This is a genomic window from Nonomuraea sp. NPDC050478 (assembly GCF_044458265.1).
Classification (GTDB): domain Bacteria; phylum Actinomycetota; class Actinomycetes; order Streptosporangiales; family Streptosporangiaceae; genus Nonomuraea; species Nonomuraea ferruginea.
On the sequence record NZ_JBITHT010000007.1, the window covers coordinates 567,073 to 589,038 of the forward strand.

General features: G+C 72.2%; 17 protein-coding genes. 9 read left to right on the forward strand and 8 right to left on the reverse strand.

All coding sequences use genetic code 11. The features are described from left to right. Positions 1 to 304: 304 nt before the first annotated feature. The 7 genes from tkt to ACIBF7_RS35505 all read left to right on the forward strand — a co-directional run bounded on the left by tkt (position 305) and on the right by ACIBF7_RS35505 (position 10,465). Positions 305 to 2,335, forward strand: a complete 2,031-nt coding sequence (tkt, locus tag ACIBF7_RS35475) for a transketolase (protein WP_261808859.1) — start codon at positions 305 to 307, stop codon at positions 2,333 to 2,335. 5 nt (positions 2,336 to 2,340) lie between these two features. Next, on the forward strand, positions 2,341 to 3,432 hold the full coding sequence (gene tal / locus ACIBF7_RS35480; protein WP_148031281.1) for a transaldolase: 1,092 nt from the start codon (positions 2,341 to 2,343) through the stop codon (positions 3,430 to 3,432). A gap of 65 nt (positions 3,433 to 3,497) precedes the next feature. Beyond that, positions 3,498 to 5,099: a glucose-6-phosphate dehydrogenase gene (gene zwf / locus ACIBF7_RS35485; RefSeq protein WP_246640637.1), complete on the forward strand. Its 1,602-nt coding sequence runs from the start codon at positions 3,498 to 3,500 to the stop codon at positions 5,097 to 5,099. Positions 5,100 to 5,142: 43 nt separating this feature from the next. Beyond that, positions 5,143 to 6,054: a glucose-6-phosphate dehydrogenase assembly protein OpcA gene (locus ACIBF7_RS35490; RefSeq protein WP_378525330.1), complete on the forward strand. Its 912-nt coding sequence runs from the start codon at positions 5,143 to 5,145 to the stop codon at positions 6,052 to 6,054. Between the two features lie 10 nt (positions 6,055 to 6,064). After that, on the forward strand, positions 6,065 to 6,838 hold the full coding sequence (gene pgl / locus ACIBF7_RS35495) for a 6-phosphogluconolactonase (protein WP_364230492.1): 774 nt from the start codon (positions 6,065 to 6,067) through the stop codon (positions 6,836 to 6,838). A 444-nt stretch (positions 6,839 to 7,282) separates the two neighbouring features. Further along, complete coding sequence (locus ACIBF7_RS35500) at positions 7,283 to 8,854, forward strand: carbohydrate-binding protein (protein WP_397199097.1); 1,572 nt, start codon at positions 7,283 to 7,285, stop codon at positions 8,852 to 8,854. Between the two features lie 66 nt (positions 8,855 to 8,920). Further along, complete coding sequence (locus ACIBF7_RS35505) at positions 8,921 to 10,465, forward strand: polysaccharide lyase family 1 protein (protein WP_271275594.1); 1,545 nt, start codon at positions 8,921 to 8,923, stop codon at positions 10,463 to 10,465. 126 nt (positions 10,466 to 10,591) lie between these two features. Here ACIBF7_RS35505 and ACIBF7_RS35510 read toward each other — a convergent pair whose 3' ends face one another. The 5 genes from ACIBF7_RS35510 to ACIBF7_RS35530 form a co-directional block, all read right to left on the reverse strand. Continuing rightward, positions 10,592 to 12,844, reverse strand: a complete 2,253-nt coding sequence (locus ACIBF7_RS35510; RefSeq protein ID WP_397199098.1) for a hypothetical protein — start codon at positions 12,842 to 12,844, stop codon at positions 10,592 to 10,594. Between the two features lie 111 nt (positions 12,845 to 12,955). Continuing rightward, the gene (locus ACIBF7_RS35515; RefSeq protein ID WP_397199099.1) at positions 12,956 to 15,592 is read right to left on the reverse strand and encodes a DUF6493 family protein; all 2,637 of its coding nucleotides are present in this window, start codon (positions 15,590 to 15,592) and stop codon (positions 12,956 to 12,958) included. A 42-nt stretch (positions 15,593 to 15,634) separates the two neighbouring features. Beyond that, positions 15,635 to 16,648, reverse strand: a complete 1,014-nt coding sequence (gene add, locus ACIBF7_RS35520) for an adenosine deaminase (protein WP_364230480.1) — start codon at positions 16,646 to 16,648, stop codon at positions 15,635 to 15,637. Between the two features lie 218 nt (positions 16,649 to 16,866). Then, positions 16,867 to 17,058 carry a hypothetical protein gene (locus ACIBF7_RS35525; RefSeq protein ID WP_397199100.1) on the reverse strand — a complete coding sequence of 64 codons (192 nt, stop codon included), beginning with the start codon at positions 17,056 to 17,058 and terminating at the stop codon, positions 16,867 to 16,869. A 29-nt stretch (positions 17,059 to 17,087) separates the two neighbouring features. Further along, positions 17,088 to 17,855: a hypothetical protein gene (locus ACIBF7_RS35530; RefSeq protein WP_397199101.1), complete on the reverse strand. Its 768-nt coding sequence runs from the start codon at positions 17,853 to 17,855 to the stop codon at positions 17,088 to 17,090. Between the two features lie 72 nt (positions 17,856 to 17,927). On the opposite strand from ACIBF7_RS35530, the gene ACIBF7_RS35535 reads away from it, so the two are divergent. After that, the gene (locus ACIBF7_RS35535) at positions 17,928 to 18,497 is read left to right on the forward strand and encodes a Clp protease N-terminal domain-containing protein (protein WP_148031272.1); all 570 of its coding nucleotides are present in this window, start codon (positions 17,928 to 17,930) and stop codon (positions 18,495 to 18,497) included. Here the strand turns inward: ACIBF7_RS35535 and ACIBF7_RS35540 are convergent. After that, positions 18,489 to 19,511 carry a GNAT family N-acetyltransferase gene (locus tag ACIBF7_RS35540; RefSeq protein ID WP_148031271.1) on the reverse strand — a complete coding sequence of 341 codons (1,023 nt, stop codon included), beginning with the start codon at positions 19,509 to 19,511 and terminating at the stop codon, positions 18,489 to 18,491. The two genes, ACIBF7_RS35535 and ACIBF7_RS35540, sit on opposite strands and share 9 nt — an antisense overlap. An 83-nt stretch (positions 19,512 to 19,594) precedes the next feature. On the opposite strand from ACIBF7_RS35540, the gene ACIBF7_RS35545 reads away from it, so the two are divergent. Beyond that, positions 19,595 to 21,202, forward strand: coding sequence for an amidohydrolase (locus ACIBF7_RS35545; protein ID WP_397199102.1), 1,608 nt, complete (start codon positions 19,595 to 19,597; stop codon positions 21,200 to 21,202). 51 nt (positions 21,203 to 21,253) lie between these two features. Here ACIBF7_RS35545 and ACIBF7_RS35550 read toward each other — a convergent pair whose 3' ends face one another. Further along, the gene (locus ACIBF7_RS35550) at positions 21,254 to 21,598 is read right to left on the reverse strand and encodes an RNA polymerase-binding protein RbpA (RefSeq protein WP_148031269.1); all 345 of its coding nucleotides are present in this window, start codon (positions 21,596 to 21,598) and stop codon (positions 21,254 to 21,256) included. A gap of 70 nt (positions 21,599 to 21,668) precedes the next feature. Next, positions 21,669 to 21,899, reverse strand: a complete 231-nt coding sequence (gene secG, locus ACIBF7_RS35555; RefSeq protein WP_148031268.1) for a preprotein translocase subunit SecG — start codon at positions 21,897 to 21,899, stop codon at positions 21,669 to 21,671. Between the last annotated feature and the right edge of the window lie 67 nt (positions 21,900 to 21,966).

Consider the following 21,966-nt stretch of genomic DNA (forward strand, 5'->3'; position numbering starts at 1 on the left):
ACCTCGGATTGAAGCGGATTCGTGAGGGCAGCCGGGGCGTCCCTGGGAACAAGCAAACTGTAGTCGCAGGGATGGGCGGTCCGGCCAAGGGGGTGCGTGGGCCTGTTCGCGGACACGCTCGGGTGGATAGGGAATCGATGGCCGTCTCCACTCGGTTAGGGTCCCGTGTGGGCGGGATTTTGCCAACAGGCACCATCAGCAGACGAATAGATTCCGGAGATCGAGCTTGAGCACCGAACTCGTGCCAGCCCTTGAGTGGACCGACCTCGACAAGCAGGCTGTCGACGTGGTCCGAGCGCTGGCGATGGACGCAGTGGAGAAGGCGGGCTCGGGACACCCAGGCACCGCGATGAGTCTGGCTCCCGCCGCATACCTGCTCTTCCAGCGTGCGATGCGGCACGACCCGACCGATCCCAACTGGATCGGCCGCGACCGCTTCGTGCTCTCCGCCGGGCACACCAGCCTGACGCTGTACATCCAGCTCTACCTGTCGGGCTACGGGCTCACGCTGGACGACCTGCGGCGGCTGCGCCAGTGGGACAGCCTCACGCCCGGTCACCCGGAGCACGGCCACACCGCCGGCGTGGAGACCACGACGGGTCCGCTGGGCCAGGGCCTGGGCAACGCCGTGGGCATGGCGATGGCGGCCCGCCGCGAGCGCGGCCTGTTCGACCCGGACGCCGAGCCGGGCCGGTCGCCGTTCGACCACCACATCTGGTGCGTCGTCAGCGACGGCGACATCGAGGAGGGCATCAGCCACGAGGCCAGCTCGCTCGCCGGCCACCAGAAGCTGGGCAACCTCATCGTCATCTGGGACGACAACCGCATCTCCATCGAGGACGACACCCTCATCGCCAAGTCCGAGGACGTGGTCAAGCGCTACGAGGCCTACGGCTGGCACACCCTGAGCGTCGACTGGACCCAGTCCGGCGACTACGCCGAGGACGTGCAGGCGCTGCACGAGGCGCTGGAGGCGGCCAAGGCCGAGACCGACCGTCCCTCGTTCGTCCGGCTGCGCACGATCATCGGCTGGCCCTCACCCAACAAGCAGAACACGGGCAAGATCCACGGCTCGGCGCTCGGCGCCGAGGAGGTCGCCGCCACCAAGCAGGTGCTCGGCATGGACCCCGCCAAGACCTTCGACGTGCCCGCCGAGGTGCTCCAGCACGCCCGCGAGGTGGCCGCCCGCGGCCGTCACGAGCACGCCGAGTGGGAGCACGGCTACCGGCGCTGGCGCTCGGCCCACCCGGAGCGGGCCGCGGAGCTCGACCGCATCTCCCACCGCGAGCTGCCCGCCGGCTGGGCGGGCGCGCTGCCGTCGTTCGACGTGGGCGGCTCGATCTCCACCCGCAAGGCCTCCGGCGAGGTGCTGAGCGCGCTCGCGCCGGTGCTGCCCGAGCTGTGGGGCGGCTCGGCCGACCTGGCCGAGTCCAACAACACCACGATGAAGGGCGAGCCGTCCTTCATCCCCGAGGAGTTCCAGACCAAGGAGTTCCCCGGCAACCGCTACGGCCGCACGCTCCACTTCGGCATCCGCGAGCACGCCATGGGCGCCATTCTCAACGGCATCGCGCTGCACGGCGGCACCCGCCCCTACGGCGGCACGTTCCTGGTGTTCTCCGACTACATGCGCCCGTCGGTGCGGCTGGCCGCGCTGATGAAGCTGCCGGTCGTGTACGTGTGGACGCACGACTCCATCGGCCTGGGCGAGGACGGCCCGACCCACCAGCCGATCGAGCACCTGTGGTCGCTGCGCGCCATCCCCGGCCTGGACGTGGTGCGCCCGGCCGACGCCAACGAGACGGCCGCGGCCTGGAAGGCGGTGCTGGAGCACACCGACCGGCCCGCGGCGCTCGCGCTGACCCGGCAGAACCTGCCGGTCCTGGAGGGCACCAGCGCCGACGGCGTGGCCCACGGCGGCTACGTCCTGCGCGAGGCCTCAGACGGCCAGCCCAAGGTCATCCTCATCGCGACCGGCAGCGAGGTGGAGATCGCGATCCACGGCCGCGAGCTGCTGGAGTCGCAAGGCATTCCGGCACGGGTCGTGTCGATGCCGTGTGTCGAGTGGTTCAAGGGGCAGGACTCCGCATACAGGCAGACCGTCCTGCCGTCGTCGATCCGGGCTCGGGTCGCGGTCGAGGCGGGCATCGCCCTCGGCTGGCACGAGTTCGTCGGAGAGTGCGGCGAGGTCGTGAGCCTCGAACACTTCGGCGCCTCCGCGCCGTACAGGACGTTGTACGAGCAGTTCGGGCTGACGGCGGAGCGCGTGGCCGCGGCGGCCAGGGCGTCCCTGGCCAAGCTGGGCCAGGACAAGGGCGAGACGACGGGAAACTGAGTGACATGAGCGAGATCCTGAAGAAGCTGTCGGGCCAGGGCGTGGCCATCTGGCTCGACGACATCAGCCGCGAGCGCCTGCGCACGGGCAACCTGGAGCAGCTGATCCGCGAGAAGAACGTCGTCGGGGTGACGTCCAACCCGACGATCTTCGCCAGCGCGCTGAGCAAGGGCGACGCGTACGACACGCAGATGCACGACCTGGCGGTGCGCGGCGTCGACATCGGCGAGGCGGTGCGCGCCATCACCACCTACGACATCCGGTGGGCCGCCGACGTGCTGCGCCCGGTGTACGACTCCACCTCGGGCGTCGACGGCCGGGTGTCGCTGGAGGTCGACCCGCGCCTGGCGCGCGACACCGAGAAGACGGTCGCCGAGGCGAGGGCGCTGTGGTGGCTGGTCGACCGGCCCAACCTGTTCATCAAGATCCCGGCGACCCTCGAAGGCCTGCCGGCGATCACGCAGGCGATCGGCGAGGGCATCAGCGTCAACGTCACGCTGATCTTCTCCCTGGAACGCTACCGCGCCGTGATGGACGCCTGGCTGGCCGGTCTGGAGGCCGCCCAGGCCAAGGGGCTCAACCTAGCGACGATCGAGTCAGTGGCGTCGTTCTTCGTCAGCCGCGTCGACACCGAGATCGACGGCCGCCTCGACAAGCTCGGCAGGCCCGAGCTGAAGGGCAAGGCCGCCGTCGCCAACGCGCGCCTGGCCTACGCCGCGTTCGAGGAGATCATGAACACCGACCGCTGGCAGCGCCTGCGCGCCGCCGGCGCCCGGCCGCAGCGCCCGCTGTGGGCCTCGACCGGCGTCAAGAACCCCGACTACGCCGACACCATGTACGTCGACCAGCTGGTGGCGCCCGGCACGGTCAACACCATGCCGGAGAAGACGCTCGACGCGACCGCCGACCACGGCGACGTCGGCGGTGACAGTGTGCGTCCCTTCTACGAGCAGGCCTGGAACACCATGGCCGAGCTCAAGGACGCCGGCATCGACTACGACGACGTGGTGCGGGTGCTGGAGGATGAGGGTGTGCAGAAGTTCGAGGCGTCCTGGAACGAACTGCTCGACAGCGTACGCAAGAACCTGGTCCCCTAGACCGCCGGCGCCGCGGCGAGGAGCCCGGCTCCTCCGCCGCGGCGCACCCGCACAGGAGGTTTGAGATGAGTGACCCGGCAGGGCCCCCGGAGGAGGCGCTCGCGGTCGCGGCCGCCGTCGCCGGCACCTCGACGACGATCGAGGTGGCGGCCGCCAACCCGCTGCGCGACCCGCGTGACAAGCGGCTGCCGCGGGTGGCGGGCCCGTGTGTGATGGTGCTGTTCGGCGTGACGGGTGACCTGGCCAAACGCAAGCTGCTGCCGGCCATCTACGACCTGGGCAACCGAGGGCTGCTGCCGCCCGGTTTCTCGCTGGTCGGGTTCGCCCGGCGTGATTGGCAGGACCAGGATTTCGCCCAGCTGACGCATGACGCGGTGAAGACGCACGCCCGGACCCCGTTCCGTGAGGAGGTCTGGCGGCAGCTGCGCGAGGGCATCCATTTCGTGCCGGGCGAGTTCTCCGACGACGGCGCGTTCGACGCGCTGGCGATGGCGCTGCGGGAGATCGACGAGCTGCGCGGCACGGGCGGCAACTACGCGTTCTACCTCTCGGTGCCGCCGAAGTTCTTCCCCGTGGTGGTGGAGCAGCTCAAGCGGACGGGGCTGGCGCAGGCGCCCGACGGCTCGTGGCGGCGGGTGGTGATCGAGAAGCCGTTCGGCCACGACCTGAAGTCGGCGCACGAGCTGAACGAGATCACCACGTCGGCCTTCCCGGAGAGCTCGATCTTCCGGATCGACCACTACCTGGGCAAGGAGACCGTTCAGAACATCATGGCGCTGCGGTTCGCCAACAACCTGTACGAACCGATCTGGAACCGCAGCTTCGTCGACCACGTGCAGATCACGATGGCCGAGGACATCGGCATCGGCGGCCGGGCCGGCTACTACGACGGCATCGGCGCGGCCCGCGACGTGATCCAGAACCACCTGCTGCAGCTGCTGGCGCTGGTGGCGATGGAGGATCCGACCTCCTTCGACGCCAAGGCGCTGCGCCGCGAGAAGGAGAAGGTGCTCAGGGCCGTGCGGCTGCCGTCCGACCTGGCGCTCAACACGGCGCGCGGCCAGTACGCCGCGGGCTGGCAGGGCGGCCAAAAGGTGGCCGGCTATCTCCAGGAGGACGGCATCTCGTCCGACTCGATGACCGAGACGTACGCCGCGGTCAAGCTGGAGATCGCCAACCGGCGCTGGGCCGGCGTGCCGTTCTACCTGCGCACCGGCAAGCGGCTGGGCCGCCGGGTGACCGAGGTGGCGGTGGTGTTCCAGCGGGCTCCGCACCTGCCGTTCAGCAAGGACGACACCGAGATATTGGGGCAGAACGCGCTGGTGGTGCGGGTGCAGCCGGACGAGGGCATCACGGTGCGGTTCGGCTCGAAGGTGCCGGGCACCGCGATGGAGGTGCGCGACGTGTCCATGGACTTCGCCTACGGCGAGTCGTTCCTGGAGACGTCGCCCGAGGCGTACGAGCGGCTGCTGCTCGACGTGATGATCGGCGACCCGCCGCTCTTCCCGCACCAGCGCGAGGTGGAGCTGTCGTGGACGATCCTCGACCCGATCGAGGAGTTCTGGGCCACCCAGGGGCAGCCGGAGCCCTACCCCTCCGGGTCGTGGGGGCCGCCGTCGGCCGACGAGATGATGGCCCGCGACGGGCGCGTGTGGAGGAGGCTCTAGTGACAGGCGTTGGACGCGGCACGAGACCGGCGCGGGAGGCGTCGTGACTACCTTCATGCTGGCCGACACGACCGCGGGGAAGATCTCCAGCCAGCTCACGCAGCTGCGCCACCAGATGGGCGCGCCCGCGGTCGGCATGGTGCTGACGCTGGTGGTGGTGTGCGAGGAGCGCGACCAGTACGACTCGGTGCGCGCGGCCACCGAGGCGGCGCGCGAGCACCCGTCCCGCATCATCGTGGTGATCAACAGGGAGACCGAGGAGGCCAACCGGCTCGACGCCGAGCTGCGCATCGGCGAGTCCGCGCCGGGCGAGACGGTGGTGCTGCGGCTGTACGGGGAGCTGACCGACCACGCCGACTCGGTGGTGAGCCCGCTGCTGCTGCCCGACACGCCGGTGGTCGCCTGGTGGCCCGGCCGGGCGCCCGACGTGCCGTCGGAGGACTCGATCGGGACGCTCGCCCAGCGGCGGCTCACCGACGCCAGGTCCGCCCCCGACGGGGTCGCCGCCCTGGTGGCCAGGGCCAAGGGCTACTCGGCCGGCGACACCGACCTGGCGTGGGCGCGGCTGACGCCGTGGCGCAGCCTGCTGGCGGCCGCGTTCGACCAGCCGGTGGGCAAGGTGTACGGCGGGCAGGTGGCGGCCTCCGCCGACAACCCGAGCGCGCCGCTGCTGGCCGCCTGGCTGGCGGAGCGGCTCGACGTGCCGGTCGGCACCGCCGAGTCCGACGGGCCCGGGCTCACCGAGGTGCGGCTCACGCTCGACGACGGCGAGCTGTCGGTGACGCGCGACGACGCCCGGGTGGCCACCCTGTCACGTCCCGGCCAGCCCGACCGGAACGTGGCCCTGACCCGGCGCCACCTGTCCGAACTGCTCGCCGAGGAGCTGCGCCGGCTCGACTCCGACGAGACCTACGAGCTGGCCGTCAAGCGCCTGGCCCGGACGTACGCACACTAAGGTGATACGGGTGAGCGTTCCCACTGTTGTCGTGCACCGCGACGCCGACGTGCTGGCCAAGGCCGTGGCCGCGCGGATCATCACCCGGCTGGTCGACGCGCAGTCCGCGAAGGGCTCCGCGTCCCTAGTGCTGACCGGCGGCACCGTCGGCATCGCCACGCTGGCCGCCATCCGCGACACCCCCGCCAGAGACGCCGTCGACTGGCGGCGTCTCGACATCTGGTGGGGCGACGAGCGGTTCCTGCCGTCGGGCGACCCCGAGCGCAACGAGACGGGCGCCCGGCAGGCGCTGCTCGACCACGTCGACGTCGACCCGTCGCGGGTCCATGTGATGGCCGGGCCCGACTCGGGCCTGTCGGCGGAGGAGTCGGCCGACGCCTACGCCACCGAGCTGGCCAAGGCCGCCCGGCCCGAGGACCACGGGCCGGCGCCCAGCTTCGACGTGATGCTGCTGGGCATGGGCCCCGACGCGCACGTCGCGTCGCTGTTCCCCGGGATGCCGGCGCTCTACGACACCCGCCCGGCGGTGGCGGTGCACGGCGCCCCGAAGCCGCCGCCGACCCGGATCACGCTGACGCTGCCGGTGATCCAGGGCTCGCGCGAGGTGTGGGTGGTGGCGGCCGGCGAGGAGAAGTCCGGCGCCGTCCGCCTGGCCCTGGAGGAGTCCGGCCCGGTGCAGGTCCCGGCGGCGGGCGCGCGCGCCCGCGGCCGCACCCTGTTCCTGCTGGACCGCGCGGCGGCCAGCAAGATCCCGCCCGGCCTGGGCCGCATCGCCTCCCCCTGACCCTCTGTCCTCCCGGGCCGCCGCCGGCGTTCGCCGAGGGCGGCCCCCGTCATGTCCGCGCCGTCATCGAGATCGCCAGTGGCGCCACCGCCCACGCGGCGAGCACCGCGACGGGTTTCCTGCTCAAGGACACCCCGCCCGCCGACCTGCTCCGGGGCATCGGGGTGGTCGCGGCGGGCGAGTCCCTCCTGGCTCCGACCGTCACCCGGCGCCCACCCCGCCCGGCGCCGGCGATGAAAGTTTCATCCCTTCGGCCCGGCCGGGCACGCCCCTCCCGTCTCCCCCCGGCACCGCTGCCGACCTGCGCCGACCCGTGGTTCATGACGGCCGGCGAGGCGTGGCGCGACCGGCTGTGAGCGGCGCCGGGGCCGGGGGTTCTTTCCGTGATCCCGGTGCTGTGCTTGAGTCGGCAGCATTCGGAAAGCGCTTACCGGGAGTTGGACGATGCGCCTCAGAACGCTCCTCGCTTGCGCCGGCCTCGTAGCCGGCACCCTCGCGGCGGTGTCACCCGCGCACGCCGCCTCCACCCGGTACGAGGCCGAATCCGCACCGGCGGTCTGCACCGGCGCCATCGAGTCCAACTGGGCCGGCTACTCCGGCAGCGGCTTCTGCAACGGCGCCAACGCCGCCGGCGCCCACGCCCAGTTCACCGTGACCGCCGGGGCCGGCGGCACCGCCACGCTCCGGATCCGCTTCGCCAACGGGACCACGAGTTCCCGGCCGGCCGGGCTGACCGTGAACGGCGCCGCGGCGGGGACCCTGTCCTTCGAGGGCACCGGCGCCTGGTCCACGTGGCAGACCGCGACCGTGACCGTCCCGGTGAACTCCGGCGCCAACACCGTCCGGCTGAACCCGACGACCTCCGCGGGCCTGCCCAACCTGGACTACCTGGACGCCGAGACCGGCGGCGAGCAGCCGGCGAACACCCTCTACGTGGCGACTAACGGCGACGACGCCGGCCCAGGGACCCTGGCCTCGCCGCTGCGCACGATCCAGCGGGCGGTGGACCTGGCGCAGCCCGGTCACACGATCCTCATCCGGGGCGGCACGTACGCGCCGGGCACGAACATCCGGATCCTCAAGGACGGCACTCCCGCGCAGCCGATCACCATGACCGCCCACGACGGCGAGCGGGTGATCATCGACGGCGAGAACATGCCCCACACGCCGGGCGCGGTCGGCTCCAGCATCCCGCGCGCCGAGCGCGGCGCCGTCCACATCGAAGGCGACCACTGGCGGCTGGCCGGGCTGGAGATCGTCAACGGCCCGTACGGGATCTTCGGCCTGGACGCCAGCGGCAACGTCTTCGACCGCCTGGTCACCAGGGACAACTACGAGTCGGGCCTGCACCTGCAGGGCGCGTCGAGCGGCAACCTGATCGTCGACCTCGACAGCCACGGCAACCGCGACCCGCGCAAGAACGGCGAGAGCGCCGACGGGGTCGCGATCAAGGAGGGGTCCGGCAGCGGCAACGTGATCCGCGGCGCCCGGCTGTGGAACAACTCCGACGACGGCCTGGACTTCTGGATGTTCCTCGGACAGGTCACCGTGGAGTCGTCCGTGGCCTGGGGCAACGGGTTCAACCGGTGGAACCTGCCTGACTACACCGGCGACGGCAACGGCTTCAAGCTCGGCGGCGGCGACCCGGACCCAGCGGTCGGCCATGCCGTGCGCAACTCCATGGCCTTCGACAACGCGGTGCACGGCTTCACCGACAACGGCAACCCCGGCCGGTTGGTGACCGACCGCAGCACCGCCTGGCGCAACGGCGGCACCGGCTTCGACTACGCCGACTCGGTCTCCGTCCTGACCAGGAACCTGTCGGTGGCGAACCGGACGCAGGCCGCGCCGGGCTCGTCGTCGAGCTCCGGCAACTCCTGGGACCTCGGCGGCACGTGGACGCTCGCGAGCACCGACAGCGGCACGATCACCGGCCCGCGCGCCGCGGACGGCTCGATCCGCTCCTCGTCCTTCCTGCGGCCCGCCAACGGCGCGGACGTCGGCGCCCGCCTCTGACCGACCTCACCAGCCACAGCGAGACCAGCCTGAGAAGACCAGCCTGAGAAGAGAGGTAAGACAAGGATGAGACGAGCAGGCGCATGGCGGCTCCCGGCCGCGCTGTCCACGGCGGCCCTGGTGGCCGCGCTGGGTGTGGCCTTACCGGCACTGAACGCCACGGCGGCCGTCGGCAGCGCCACCGGCTACGCGACCGCCAACGGCGGCACCACCGGCGGCGCGGGCGGGCAGACGGTGCGGGCCACCACGGGCACCGCCATCCACGCGGCCCTGTGCAACCGGGCCAGCAGCAGCACCCCGATCACCATCGAGGTCGAGGGCACCATCAACCACGGCAACACCACCAAGGTGTCGGGCGGAAGCTGCAACACCGCCGCCGGGGTGATCGAGCTCAAGCAGATCAGCAACGTCACGATCATCGGGGTCGGCAACGGCGCCGTCTTCGACCAGCTCGGCATCCACATCCGCGAGGCCAGCAACATCATCATCCAGAACGTGACCGTACGGAACGTCAAGAAGTCGGGCTCGCCCACCTCCAACGGCGGCGACGCCATCGGGATGGAGAGCGATGTACGCAACGTCTGGGTCGACCACGTCACCCTGGAGGCCTCGGGCGGCGAGTCGGAGGGGTTCGACGGCCTCTTCGACATGAAGGACAACACCCAGTACGTGACGCTGTCGTACAGCATTCTGCGCAACTCCGGCCGCGGCGGGCTCATCGGGTCCAGTGAGAGCGACCGTTCGAACGGCTTCGTCACCTTCCACCACAACCTGTACGAGAACATCGACTCCCGTACGCCCCTGCTGCGCGGCGGCATCGCGCACATCTACAACAACTCGTACGTGAGCATCCACGAGTCCGGCATCAACTCCCGGGCCGGGGGGCGGGCCAAGGTGGAGAACAACTACTTCAGGAACTCCAAGGACGTCCTGGGCACCTTCTACACCAGTGAGGCCGGCTACTGGCAGGTCGCCGGCAACATCTTCGACAACGTGACCTGGTCCAGCCGCAGCGGCGACAACAACCCGGCCGGGCCCAACCCGCAGTCCAACACCAGCGTGAGCGTCCCGTACGGCTACAGCATGGACGGGGCCTCGTGCGTGCCGAACGTCGTCGCCCAGACGGCGGGCGCCAACAAGGGCATGCGGGTGTCGAACGGCAGCTGCACGCCGCAGACACCGGGGCCGACCCCCACGAACAGCCCCACCCCGACGGTCAGCCCGACCCCGACGACCACGCCGACGGGCGGCGGGACCAACCTCAGCATCGGGGCCGGCGCCGACGGCTCCAGCAAGGCCTCCGGGACGAGCTACGGCAACGTGATCGACGGCAACGCGGGCACCCACTGGTCGCCGAGCGGCTCGACCGGTGACATCTCGGTCAAGTGGGGTTCGGCCAAGACGGTGTCCAGGGTCGTCATCCGTGAGGCGTCGGGCTCCTCGATCGGGTCCTGGCAGCTCGTCAACCACGACAATTCCGCCGTGCTGGCATCCGGCAGCGGGGCGGGCGCCATCACCTTCACCCCCACCACGCTGAAGAAGATCACCTTCCGGATCACCGGGTCGTCCGGCACGCCGAGGGTCGCCGAGTTCGAGACCTACGCCGGGTAGCGACCGATTCGCCGCCTGATCGGGGCGGGGCCGCCTTCGGGCAGCCCCGCCCTTTCGGCTGGTTCGGGCGACGTGGAAGCCCCCCGCCGGAAGGGCCGTGACCGCCCTGGCCGGGGAGCGGGACTCTCACCGGCTCCCCGCGGGCTTGCGGTAGGTGACGAGCTTGTCGTCCTTCCCCGGGTACGCCATGATCAGCAGCCGCTGGGTGCCCCTCTCCTCGCCCTTCCACGGGAACCAGGCGTGGTGGACGCGGATGCGGTAGCGGCCCCGGCGGCCGTCGGGCGACAGGTCGGGCAGTACGATGCCGGCCAGGACGTCTTGGAACACCAGCTCGCCGTCCGTGCTGGTGTAGCCGGCCTCGGTGACGTGGTCCCAGCCCTTCGTCTCCACCGGCGGGCGGCGGGAGTACGTCTCCAGGGTGACGCAGAGGTGGTACTCGGAGTCCACCGACACCGTCAGGTGCCCGGGGCCGGACTCGACCAGGTCGTCGTGCCGGCCGCCGCCGGAATCGCCGGTGCCCGCCGTGTCCCGCATCTCCAGTCCGGTCTCCGGCCACACCGGGTCATCGAGCCGGACCGCCTTGACGGGCTCGATGAGCGGACGGTGACGCGGGGTGGCGGCGCACTTGGCCCGCTCCTCGGCATGGAACGCGGCGAACTCCTGGTCGTCCGCCTCCCGCTCGGTCTTGACCTTCGCCGCGGCGGCGGGGCAGATGTGGTCGATCGCCCAGTACAGGTCCCGGACCCGCAGTCCTTCCTCGGACTCGACCCGGGCCAGCTCGCGCGGGTCGTCACGGGTGTAGACACCGCACAGGCTCCGGCCGTAGGCGAGCAGCGCCTGGTCGGGCATGGTGGCGGGGATGTCCAGGACCTGGCCGGTGCGTACCTCGCAGATGAACGCGCGCTCGCCCGTGAGCGGCGCGGGCTCCACCTCCGTATGCCGGCGGTCCGGTGGTGAACAGTCCGCGGCGGTGGTGACCGGGCCCTGCGACCGGTCGGCGGCCGGGACGAAGACCAGCGCCACGGCCGTGGCGAGCGCCATCGCGAACACCCGGCGCCCCCGCCGGGCGGCGAGCGGGGCCGCGTACAGGAGGAACAGGACGAGGGCGGAGACCGCGAGCGCCGCGCTGTACCAGAGCGGCGAGAGGCCGAACACGAGCTGACCGTCCAGGCCCCCGCCGAACTGCCCGTCCGGGTAGACGGCGAGCCGCTCCTCGGCCATCTCGGGAACGACCTGCCAGTCCTCCTCCGGCCGCGCCGTGAGCGCCGTCACGACGCCCGCCGCGGCGGCGAGGACCAGGAACAGGATCGTGCCGGTCAGCAGCCGCCTGCTCCTGCGGATGACGGCCACCAGGACGAGCACGGCCGGGGCGCCCACCCCGACGAGCACGTCCACGGCGACCCAGGCCAGGCCCGCCGGGTAACTGGAGTACTCGCGGAAGAACATGTCCACCGCGCCCCTGGGGCCGGTCCAGAAGGGCATCCCCTGGGCGAGGTTGACGGCGGCCGGGACCGACGGCAGCACCACGGCCACGGCGGCGAGCGGCCACGGGCGCACCGCCGCCCGCTCGCCCCGGCGCGTGGACGGCTCCGGTGGCGGCCCGGCCAGTTCGTGGGCCGTCCGCGCCATCCAGATCAGCTCGAAGACGCTCAGGATGGTGCGGACCATGAGGATCACCGTGCCGTGGTCCGCGATGCCGCCGAACCCGACGATCATGAACGATCCGGACGACAGCGACGCCAGCACCGCCGCGACCATGCCCGCCCGCACGGTGCCCCGGCTCCAGCGCCCGTCCCGGGCCTGCCCGATCAGCACCGGCACCACCCACAGCAAGTGGAGCACGTTGCCCAGCCGCGGCAGGTCCCAGTACTGCCCCAGGCCGTAGGCGACGATGGCGACCAGGTCCACGGCGGTGTCGGCCAGGCCCGCCACGAGTGCCACGATCCGCAGCCACCGGGGGACGGATCCGGCGAGGACCACCAAGAACAGCCAGACGATGGCGAACTGGGTCAACGTGCCGGGCAGTTCGAGCCACCACTGGTACGGGATCGGCGCCTCGTACGCCAGGGCGCAGGCAAGGCTCACGTACAGCGCGGCCCGCAGCAGCCGCACCGGCCGCGCCAGGACAGGCGCCTCGCCGGCCCGCCGCCCGCGCAGGATCTGCCACAGGGCCCAGCCGGTCAGGATCCCGCCCCCGGCCAGGATGACCTCCACCCACCAGGTGTAGGGCACCATGTCCGTGCCCCAGCCGTGCGCGACGAGCGCCCGCAGCACGGCGGCGTCGCCGGTGACCAGCGCGAAGACGCCGGCGACCACGGCGGCGCCCCCGAAGGCGACGGCGATCGGGGCGGCGATCCAGCCGAAACGGTAACGGCGCACGGGACATCTCCCGAGAAGGGGAACGGGTGAACGAAAGGCGATCAACCCTAGCGAGCCGTCCTGAGAACGATCAACGCCGCGGCAGGAGGAACGAGCCGCCTGGTGACGACGTCAGGCGGGCGGGGTGGTGAGGCAGGCGTGCAGGCGGCGGGCCTGGCGGACGAGTTCGCTGCCGGGTCGGCGGCTCGCCAGTTCGGCGATCATCGGCAACTCGCCCCGCGCACCCACCCAGGAGGCCACGTCGGCCGCGAGCGACACCATCCGGGTGTGCCCCGCGGTGGCCCGCTCCCCCGGCCCCGGCAGAGAGGCGGTCAGCCAGCCGGCCATCACCTCCCACACCTCCCGGTGCGCGCCCTTCAGCGCCGCCTCCCTGAGCGCCGCGAGAGCGCGCTTCGGCCCTTCCCCGCCGTGCCGCAGCACCTCGGCGAGTCGCCGGCCGGCCTCCTCCCCCGCCACACCGCCCCCCGCGGCCAGTCGCAGGAACGCCTCCACCGCCAGGTCCCGGCCGTCGTCGACCAGCGAGTACGCCAGCATCAACGACATCCCGGGCCCCGCCGGGCCGTCGCCGTCGGCCAGCAGGGCGACGTCGGCGGGTTTGTACGCGCCGAAGTACCCGTACGTCGCCGGGTACCGTACGCAGCGGGCGGCGACCAGCTCGCGGTGCCCGGCGAAGACGGCGAGGGTCCGGCCGAGCTCCTCCTCGTGCCAGCGGTGCACCAGCAGGTCGCCCAGCACCTCTTGATACTCGGGCCCGGACGAGAACTCCGAGAACGTGTGGGGCCTGTCCAGGTGCTCCCCCCTGTGGAGCGTCACCACGGGGTCGGCGGGCCGGTCGGTGAGCCAGCGGGCGACCCGGCGTCCCGCCTCACCGGTCAGCCGCGCCGCGCGGGCGGCCACCTCGGGCTCCACGGACCGCCCCAGCCGCAGCAGCGCCTGCCGCAGGTCCACGGGCAGCGCCTCGACGCCGGCGCGCTCGTACCCTTCGAGCCGCTCCACCAGCGTCCCCGGGTCGAGCAGCCCGTTGACCCGGGTGGGCGTGGCCAGCAGGTACGGCGGCAGCCGCCGCTCGACCAGGGCCTGGTAGACCTCGGCGTACCGGATGAGCGGCATCAGCTTCCAGACCGCGGCGTGCGTCATCTCCGGGATCCGCCTCGCCACCGGGGCGGCGTCCCGGATCCGGCTCTCGGCCCCCGGATCGGTCAGCTCCCTGATCATCGCGCCGGCCCACGTGCTCGCGTGCCACCACGGCGCTCCCCTGAACTCGTTGTCGGGGGTCGCGTGCCGGGTCAGCGCGGCGGGCAGCCGGTCGCGTTCCCGCCCCGCGAAGAGCCTGACGAAGGCGTCCAGCCAGCGCTCGGTCCTGATCCAGCTGGACTCCTTGGGCATGAAGTTGCCCAGCTCACCGGGAGTGCGGAGCGGCGGCGGCATCGGGGCGGCCTGGGGCGCGGGCGGCAGCGTGCCGGGCGTGAACGTCTCCGGCTCCGGCTCCGCCGCCACGTCGCCTCCGAAGGCCGCGGCCAGCGCGGCTCCCTGGTGGGCGGGGAGCGTCGCCACCGCCTCGCGCAGTGTCTCGGCTCCGGCCGGCCCGAACCGGGCCGCGTGCTTGACGGCCAGCCTCACCGCGCGCTCGCGGGCGCCGGCGGCCTCGCAGAGCAGGGCGGCGGCCAGCGCGGGCGCGTAGGCGTCGAGGTCGTCGTCGCCGTCCTTGAGCAGCCGGTCGAGCCAGGCCAGGCCGGCCCGTACGAGCTTGCCCTCCTTGCGGAACAGCAGACCCTGGACGGCCTCGCCGGCGTCGGCGGCGGGCACCGGACCGCCCCGCTGGACCTGCTTGAGCGCCAGGTCGGCGACGTTGGCCGCGGACGCGGGCAGCAGCGCCAGGTAGTCGCCCAGGCGGTCGGCGACCTCCTCGGGGGCGGGGTCGAGCCGCTCGTGGAGACGGACGAAGAAGCGCAGGCCGGTGGCCTCGCCGCCGCGCAGGAACCGGGTGAGGCAGCCGTCGAGCAGCACCTGCCGGGCGATCCTGCCGGTACGGGCGAGCTCGGCGAGTGCGGCGGGCCAGGCGTCGTCGGTGAGCAGCCGGCCCGCGCCCTCGGTCTCGAACAGCCTGGGCACCATCGTGTCCAGGAGCGGGTCGCCGGACAGCCGGTCGGGCGGGGTGCCGACGATCCAGGCGAGGGTGAGCGGGTCGTGCGCGGGCGGGACGGCGCCCGTGTGGCGCAGCAGCCTCAGGGCGAGCTGGACGCGCCGGTCGCGGGTGGGGCGGGTACCGCGCAGCCGCAGCGCGAAGCGTACGGCGAGGTCCTGCTGCCAGGCGACCGGCCGGGCCGACACGACGTCGAGGATGAACGGCACGTCGTCGCGCCCGGGCTCGTCCCACTGGCGCTGCAGGTCTGGCCTGCTGAGCCAGGTGGCGACAGCGGCGGCGCCCACGATGGTGGCGGCCCCGGCGACCCGCATCGGCTCGATCCAGAGGTCATGCCGCGACCAGCGGACGTGCTCGTGGTACTCGGGTAACTCGTACATCGACCGGCCCCTCCTGCCGGCGAGCTCACGGACCGCGGCCATGCGCTGTTCGGCGCGCTCGTGCTCCCTGCGCCGGCCGGCCTCCTGGGCGACCGGCAGGTGTCCCGGCAGGGCGGCGGCCACTTCGCGGCGCTGCTCGTCGTCGAGCCCCGTCACCAGCTTGACCACGGCGGGCGTGTCTACCGCCTCGATGGCGGCCCTGACCTCTTCCCAGGCGTTCGTCATGATCGGGACCTTAGGGTGTCCCGCCGACAAATCGCGGGATCGTCAGGCGGCCAGGGCGTCGATCTCGGCCAGGAGTGCCTTCTTGCGCTCCCGAGCCAGGTAGGACGCCGTCACCGCGTTGCGGGCGAGCTGGGCCAGCTCCGTACGGCCGAGGCCGAAGACGCGGGCCGCCACGCGGTACTCGCCGGCCAGGGTGGTGGCGAACATGGGCGGGTCGTCGCTGTTGAGCGTGACGAACAGGCCCTCCTCCAGCAGGCGCGGCAGCGGGTGGTCCTCGATCCGCGCCACCTGGCCGGTGCACACGTTGGAGGTGGGGCACACGTCCAGCGGGAGCTGCGTCTCGCGCAGGTGGGCGACGAGCCGGGGATCGGCCAGGCACGCGATGCCGTGACCGACGCGCTCGGCGCCGAGGCCCTCGATGACCTCCCAGACGGTCTCGGGCCCGGTCATCTCGCCGCCGTGCGGGACGCTGTGCAGCCCCGCCGCCCGCGCGGCGGCGAACGCGTCGCGGAAGGCGTCGCGGTAGCGGGGCCGCCGCTGCTCGATCCCGCCCAGGCCGAAACCTACCAATGCCGCGGGAGGTTCTTCGAGCGCGTGGTCGAGCGTGATCTTCGCGGCCTCCTCGCCGAACTCGCCGGGGATGTCGAAGATGTACGCGATCTCGACCCCGTGCTCGTCGAGCGACCGCCGCGCGGCCAGGTCGAGCGCCCGGGTGACCTCGCCTCTGGGGATCCCGGTGATGTGGTGCGCGTACGGGGTGACCTGCAGCTCGGCATAGCGCCCGCCCTGTCCCGCCAGGTCGCGGGCCAGCCCGGTGACGAGAGTGGCGATGTCCTCCGGCTCGCGGACCAGCGCGTTGACGGCCGCGTACACCTGGGCGAAGTGCGGGAAGTCGCGGAAGGTGTAGAACGCGCGCAGCTCCTCCTCGCTCGTGGGCACGCCGTTGCCGGGGTGGCGGCGGGCCAGCTCCAGCACGGTGGGCACGGAGGCGGATCCGACCAGGTGGACGTGGAGTTCGACCTTGGGCAGGGCGTCGATGAAGGCGTCGATGGTCATGCCGACGACCTTAGGCCGGGCCCGGCTTCGCCCGGAAGGTTTTCCGCCTGAATCTGCCATCATCTTGTCAGATTCTCCCTGACCCTCGGCTGGCTCTGCGGCACTCCTCCCACCGTGCGGACACCGGTCCTCACATCGGCGACCTCGTATTCATGTCCGTCCTCCTGGTGCTGGCGACGTCCGGCGCTCCGCCCGGCCACGCGCACGGGGGCGGTTCGCTAGCCGTGGTGGACCTGGACCTGCGACCTTGTCCGCGTCCTGCCCGAGCGGGGCAGGAGCCGAAGGGGAACCGGCGACGAGCTGTGCTCGGCCGGGATGGCGGCCGGCATGACCTTCGTGGCCGCGCTGTCGTACATGGCCGCGCCGTCGTACATGGCCGCGCCGTCGTACATAGCCGCGCCGTCGTACATAGCCGGCGGCGCCTCTGCCCCGGGAGACGTTAGCCGTCCAGTCGGGCGCGGGCGTGGCGTTCCTCGCGGCGGGCCACGTCGAGCCGGTGGGCCGCGGCCTCCAGCCGTTTGCGCGCCTTGGCCAGCCTCTTCTCCAGCCGGGCCACCTTGTCGGCGCGCTCGCCGTGCTCCTGCTCGGCCTCGGCCAGGGCCCCGCTCCACTCGCGGTGCGCGGCCTCGGCCTCCGCCCGCTCCTTCGCTTCCCTGGCCTCGGCCTCCGCCCGCTCCTTCGCCTTCCGGGCCTCGTCCTCCGGCGGGGGCGGCTTCTTCCTGCGGGCCGCCGGAGCGGCGCTCACGGGAGCGGGCGCGAAACCGCTGTAGCTGAGCGGCTTGGCCAGGCGGCCGCGGCGCACCTCATCGGCGGCGTCCGCGTCCACGACGGCGGCGTCGAGCGTCTGGTCCACCTCCGCCGCGGCGGCGGCCGACAGGTCCGCCGTCTCCCTGATCAGCCGGGACAGCCGGCCGGTCACCTCGCCGCGCCGCCGGGTCGCCGCGGCCAGCGCGTCGGAGTCCTGGGCCGCCCACGCCGCGCGCAGCTCCTCACCGACGGCCAGCAGCTCGCCCAGCTCGTCCGCGTGCTCGCGGGCGGCGCGGTTCACCGCCCAGGCGGAGACGGTGGGCTTGCGCAGCTTGCCGATCTCGCGGGCCAGCGCGGCGTCGCCCGCCTCCTTGGCCGCCCGGGCCTCGGCGGTGCGGGCCGCGGTGAAATCGGACGGCGGCAGCGCGTACAGCCGCCCGGTGACCTCATCAAGATCCACACATGTGAGGTACCCCACATGGCCGGTTTTCTAGCGCATAGTGGAGACAGCCCACTCGAACGGAGGCCGCCCGTGTTCGAGCGCTTCACCGACCGTGCCCGCCAGGTCGTCGTCCTCGCCCAGGTGGAGGCCAGGGCCATGCGTCACAACTACATCGGCACCGAGCACCTGCTGCTCGGTCTCATGCGGGAGGGCGAGGGGGCGTCCGCGCGCGTGCTGGCCGACTGCGGGGCGAGCCTGGAGCCGGTGCGGGAGTTCGTGGTGCGCGAGATCGGCACCGGCGAGAGCGGGCCCGACGAGCACATCCCGTTCACCCCCAGGGCCAAGAAGGTGCTGGAGCTGTCGCTGCGCGAGGCGTTGCAGCTCCGCCACACCTACATCTCCAGCGAGCACATCCTGCTAGGCCTGCTCAAGGAGGGCCAGGGCCTGGGCGCGCAGGCGCTCGCGGCGACGGGGGCCGACTTCGTCGCGATACGGCAGCGCGTCCTGGACCGGCTGGACCGGGGCCCGAAGGAGCGGCCGGGTGAGACGTACTTCACCGCGAGTTCGACGGTGGCCCAGCGGCTCGCGCAGATCCAGGAGAGCCTCGAACGCATCGAGCGGCATCTCGGCATCGGGCCGGAGCCCGGCCCGTCAGACTGACGTCATGGCGCCGACGGGCAGCCGCCCCTCCACCACGCCGGGGTCGTCGGTGTAGGCGAGCGTGGCGCCCAGCGAGACGAGCAGCCTGCGCATGCGTACGTTGTCGGCGAGCATGGAGGTCCTGACCTCGGCGTAGCCCAGGTCCCTGGCCTCCCGCACGAGCGCCCTGGCCATGACCGAGCCCAGCCCGCGCCCCTGCCAGCGGTCCTCGACCAGGAACGCCATCTCGGCGATGCCCGGATCGGCGGTGAAGACGAGGTTGGCCAGCGCGACCACCTGCCCGTCGTTGCCCGCCACCAGCGAGTGGCCGCGGCGGCGATCGCACAGCCGCTCGAACATGCGCGGCGGCAGCGACGGCATCGCGGTGAAGTAGCGGAACCGGCGCGACTCCGGCGAGCAACGGTCGTGCAGGTCGCGTACCGCCTCGCGGTAGACCGGGGTGAGCGGCTTGATCACGACCTCGGCGCCGTCGGCCAGCTTGACCGCGGTCTCACCGCCCGCCTGCTCCACGGGCGGCTGGGCCAGCCGGGCGAAGGAGGCGGCCCTGGCAGCCTCGGTCAGGGTGAACGGCAGCTCCGCGCGACGCAGCCGCACGGCTCTCTTGGCCGCGACCGGCACGACAAGCTGGGTCGGATCAGGCAAATCACTCACCGCATCACCATAGGTCCACCTGGCGTCGTCCGCGCGCAGCAGCTCCGCCAGCAGCTCGGGGAGCCGCCACGGCATGGCGCGCAGCCGGGAGGCGAGCAGGAGGGCGCGGGTGGGCTCGTCGGTCAGCTCGTGCGCGGTCGCGGGCACGACCACGACGCGCCGCCCGCCGGCCGCTTCGAGCGCCTCGCGCACCGTCTCGGGGTTCGCGGGGATGTCGGCGACGAACTCGTCCACGGTGCCGTCAGGGTCGGACTGGACGCTCAGGCCGAGAATGTTGCCACCCCGCTCGGCGAGCGCGGCGGCGAGGGAGGCGAGTCGTCCGGGACGCTCGTCGACGGTGGTGCGGATGCGCAGAAATCCCATATGAGAAGGATGCCGGGTACCTGTTACGTTGCCGCTAACGTCGTGTTTCACCGCTCAACTACCTGTACGAAAGAGCAGGCCGCATGAACATACTCTTCCGAGGCGGACGCGTGTTCACCGCGAAGGGCGACTTCGCCGAGTCCGTCCTAGTGCGCGACGGAGTGATCGCCGCCGTCGGCGCCGAGCGGGAGCTGTCCGCCCGGGCGCCCGGGCACGAGACCGTGGACCTGGACGGCGGCCTGCTGACGCCCGGCTTCACCGACGCGCACATGCACCCGGTCCAGGCGGGCCTGGAGCGGGCCCGATGCGACCTCTCGGAACGGTACGGGCTGGACGAGTATCTTGACGCCGTCCGCGCCTACGCGGACGCGCACCCGGACAGGGCCTGGATCGACGGCGGCGGCTGGGACATGTCCGCCTTCCCCGGCGGGCTGCCCAGGCGCGAGCAACTGGACTTCCTGGACCGGCCCGCCTACCTGATCCAGCGCGACCACCACGCCGCCTGGGTCAACGGCCGCGCGCTGGAACGGGCCGGGATCGGGAAGGACACGCCCGACCCCGCCGACGGCCGGATCGAGCGCGACCCGGACGGCACCCCCACGGGCGTGCTGCACGAGGGCGCGATGGACCTCGTCGGCCTGCTCACCCCGCGCCCCACCGCAGCGGACCTGGACGCCGCCCTGATGGACGCCCAGGCGCACCTGTTCACGCTGGGCATCACGGGCTGGCAGGACGCGATCGTGGGCTCGTACGCCGGCTCGGACGACCAGTTGCCCGCCTACCTGTCCGCGGCCCGCTCAGGGCGGCTCAGGGCGCGCGTGGTGGGCGCGCTGTGGTGGGACCGCACCCGCGGCCTGGACCAGATCGACGACCTGCTCTCACGACGGGCGTCGGCCGAGGGGCTGGACCGGTTCGCCGCCACCTCGATCAAGATCATGCAGGACGGCATCACGGAGAACTTCACCGCCGCCACGCTGGAGCCCTACTGCCGGTGCGGCGGCACGGGCCTGTCGTACGTGGATCCGGCCAAGCTCAGGGAGTACGTCGCCGAGCTCGACCGGCTCGGCTTCCAGGTGCACGTCCACGCGATCGGCGAGCGCGCGGTGCGGGAGGCACTCGACGGCTTCGCCGGCACCGATCCGGCCAACCGCCACCACATCGCGCACCTGCAGATCATCGAGCCGTCGGACGTGCCGCGCTTCGCCGAGCTGGGCGTGACGGCCAACCTGCAGCCGCTGTGGGCCACCCACCATCTGCAGATGGACGAGCTGACGCTGCCGTTCCTCGGCGAGCCGCGCTCGTCCTGGCAGTATCCGTTCGCGGACCTGCTCCGCCACGGCACCCGGTTCTGCGCCGGCAGCGACTGGCCGGTGTCGAACGCCGACCCGCTGCAGGGCATGCACGTGGCCGTCAACCGCACCGAACCGGGCGGGTCCGTGCACGCCGGCTACCCGACGGCGCAGACGCCGTTCCTGCCCGAGCAGCGCGTCGACCTGGCCACCGCGATGACCGCGTACACGGCGGGCTCGGCGTGGATCAACCGCTCCCCCGCCGGGAAGATCGAGCCGGGCCGCCCCGCCGACCTCGTGGTGCTCGACCGCGACCCGTTCGCCCTGCCGGCCGAGGACATCTGGACCACCCGCGTCCGCATGACGTTCGTCGACGGCGAGGCCGTGTACGAGAAGGCCTGAACGCGCCGAAGGGCCCCGGCGCGACGCCGGGGCCCTTCGGGTGGTCTGGCCCTACCAGGGGGACTTGTTGTTGCGCAGCCGCTCCAGGGCTTCCTGGAGGATGGCCTTGCCGTCCTTGTCGCTCCTGCGCTCTTTCACGTAGGCGAGGTGCGTCTTGTAGGGCTCGTTCTTCGGGGGGGCAGGCGGCGCATTCTCATCCTGACCGGCCGGGAGGCCACAACGCGGGCAGTCCCACAGCTCGGGGATCGCTGCGTCGCTGGCGAAGCTGGGGCGCGTTTCGTGCATGTTGGCGCACCAGAACGAGACCCGCACTCTCGGAGCCGCTTCGCCGCGCTCGGCCTCCCCCATAGGACCGGCACCGACTCGGCTGCCACGGATCGCGTTGCCACTACCCACGGATGAACTCCTCGCTCGATCGCCCCGTGAGCCACGGGGGGAGAATCACTGTCACGCGTTCTGTCTGGCCTCAGGGCTTGACGAGCAGGCCCAGAGCGATGATGCAGACGAACCAGACCACTCCCGTGATGACGGTGAGCCGGTCGAGGTTACGCTCCACCACCGAGGAACCGCCGAAGTTCGACGAGAAACCGCCGCCGAACATGTCAGACAGGCCGCCACCCTTGCCCTTGTGGAGCAGGACGAGCAAGATCATCAGCAGGCTCGTCAGGATGAGGGCGATGGAGATTCCGAGTTCCACGGTATGCCTAGTCCTTCAATGGTTTGGTACGCGTGACGATTCAGACTTGCCTCTAGAGGGTACGACC

What these genes read in the sequence shown, in the direction of transcription:
- ACIBF7_RS35545 (WP_397199102.1), top strand. Translation starts at nt 19,595, where the DNA reads ATGAACATACTCTTCCGAGGCGGACGCGTGTTCACCGCGAAGGGCGAC.
- ACIBF7_RS35500 (WP_397199097.1), top strand. Translation starts at nt 7,283, where the DNA reads ATGCGCCTCAGAACGCTCCTCGCTTGCGCCGGCCTCGTAGCCGGCACC.
- tal (WP_148031281.1), top strand. Translation starts at nt 2,341, where the DNA reads ATGAGCGAGATCCTGAAGAAGCTGTCGGGCCAGGGCGTGGCCATCTGG.
- ACIBF7_RS35505 (WP_271275594.1), top strand. Translation starts at nt 8,921, where the DNA reads ATGAGACGAGCAGGCGCATGGCGGCTCCCGGCCGCGCTGTCCACGGCG.
- ACIBF7_RS35525 (WP_397199100.1), bottom strand. Translation starts at nt 17,058, where the DNA reads ATGTACGACGGCGCGGCTATGTACGACGGCGCGGCCATGTACGACGGC.
- ACIBF7_RS35515 (WP_397199099.1), bottom strand. Translation starts at nt 15,592, where the DNA reads ATGACGAACGCCTGGGAAGAGGTCAGGGCCGCCATCGAGGCGGTAGAC.
- ACIBF7_RS35540 (WP_148031271.1), bottom strand. Translation starts at nt 19,511, where the DNA reads ATGGGATTTCTGCGCATCCGCACCACCGTCGACGAGCGTCCCGGACGA.
- tkt (WP_261808859.1), top strand. Translation starts at nt 305, where the DNA reads ATGGACGCAGTGGAGAAGGCGGGCTCGGGACACCCAGGCACCGCGATG.
- add (WP_364230480.1), bottom strand. Translation starts at nt 16,648, where the DNA reads ATGACCATCGACGCCTTCATCGACGCCCTGCCCAAGGTCGAACTCCAC.
- zwf (WP_246640637.1), top strand. Translation starts at nt 3,498, where the DNA reads ATGAGTGACCCGGCAGGGCCCCCGGAGGAGGCGCTCGCGGTCGCGGCC.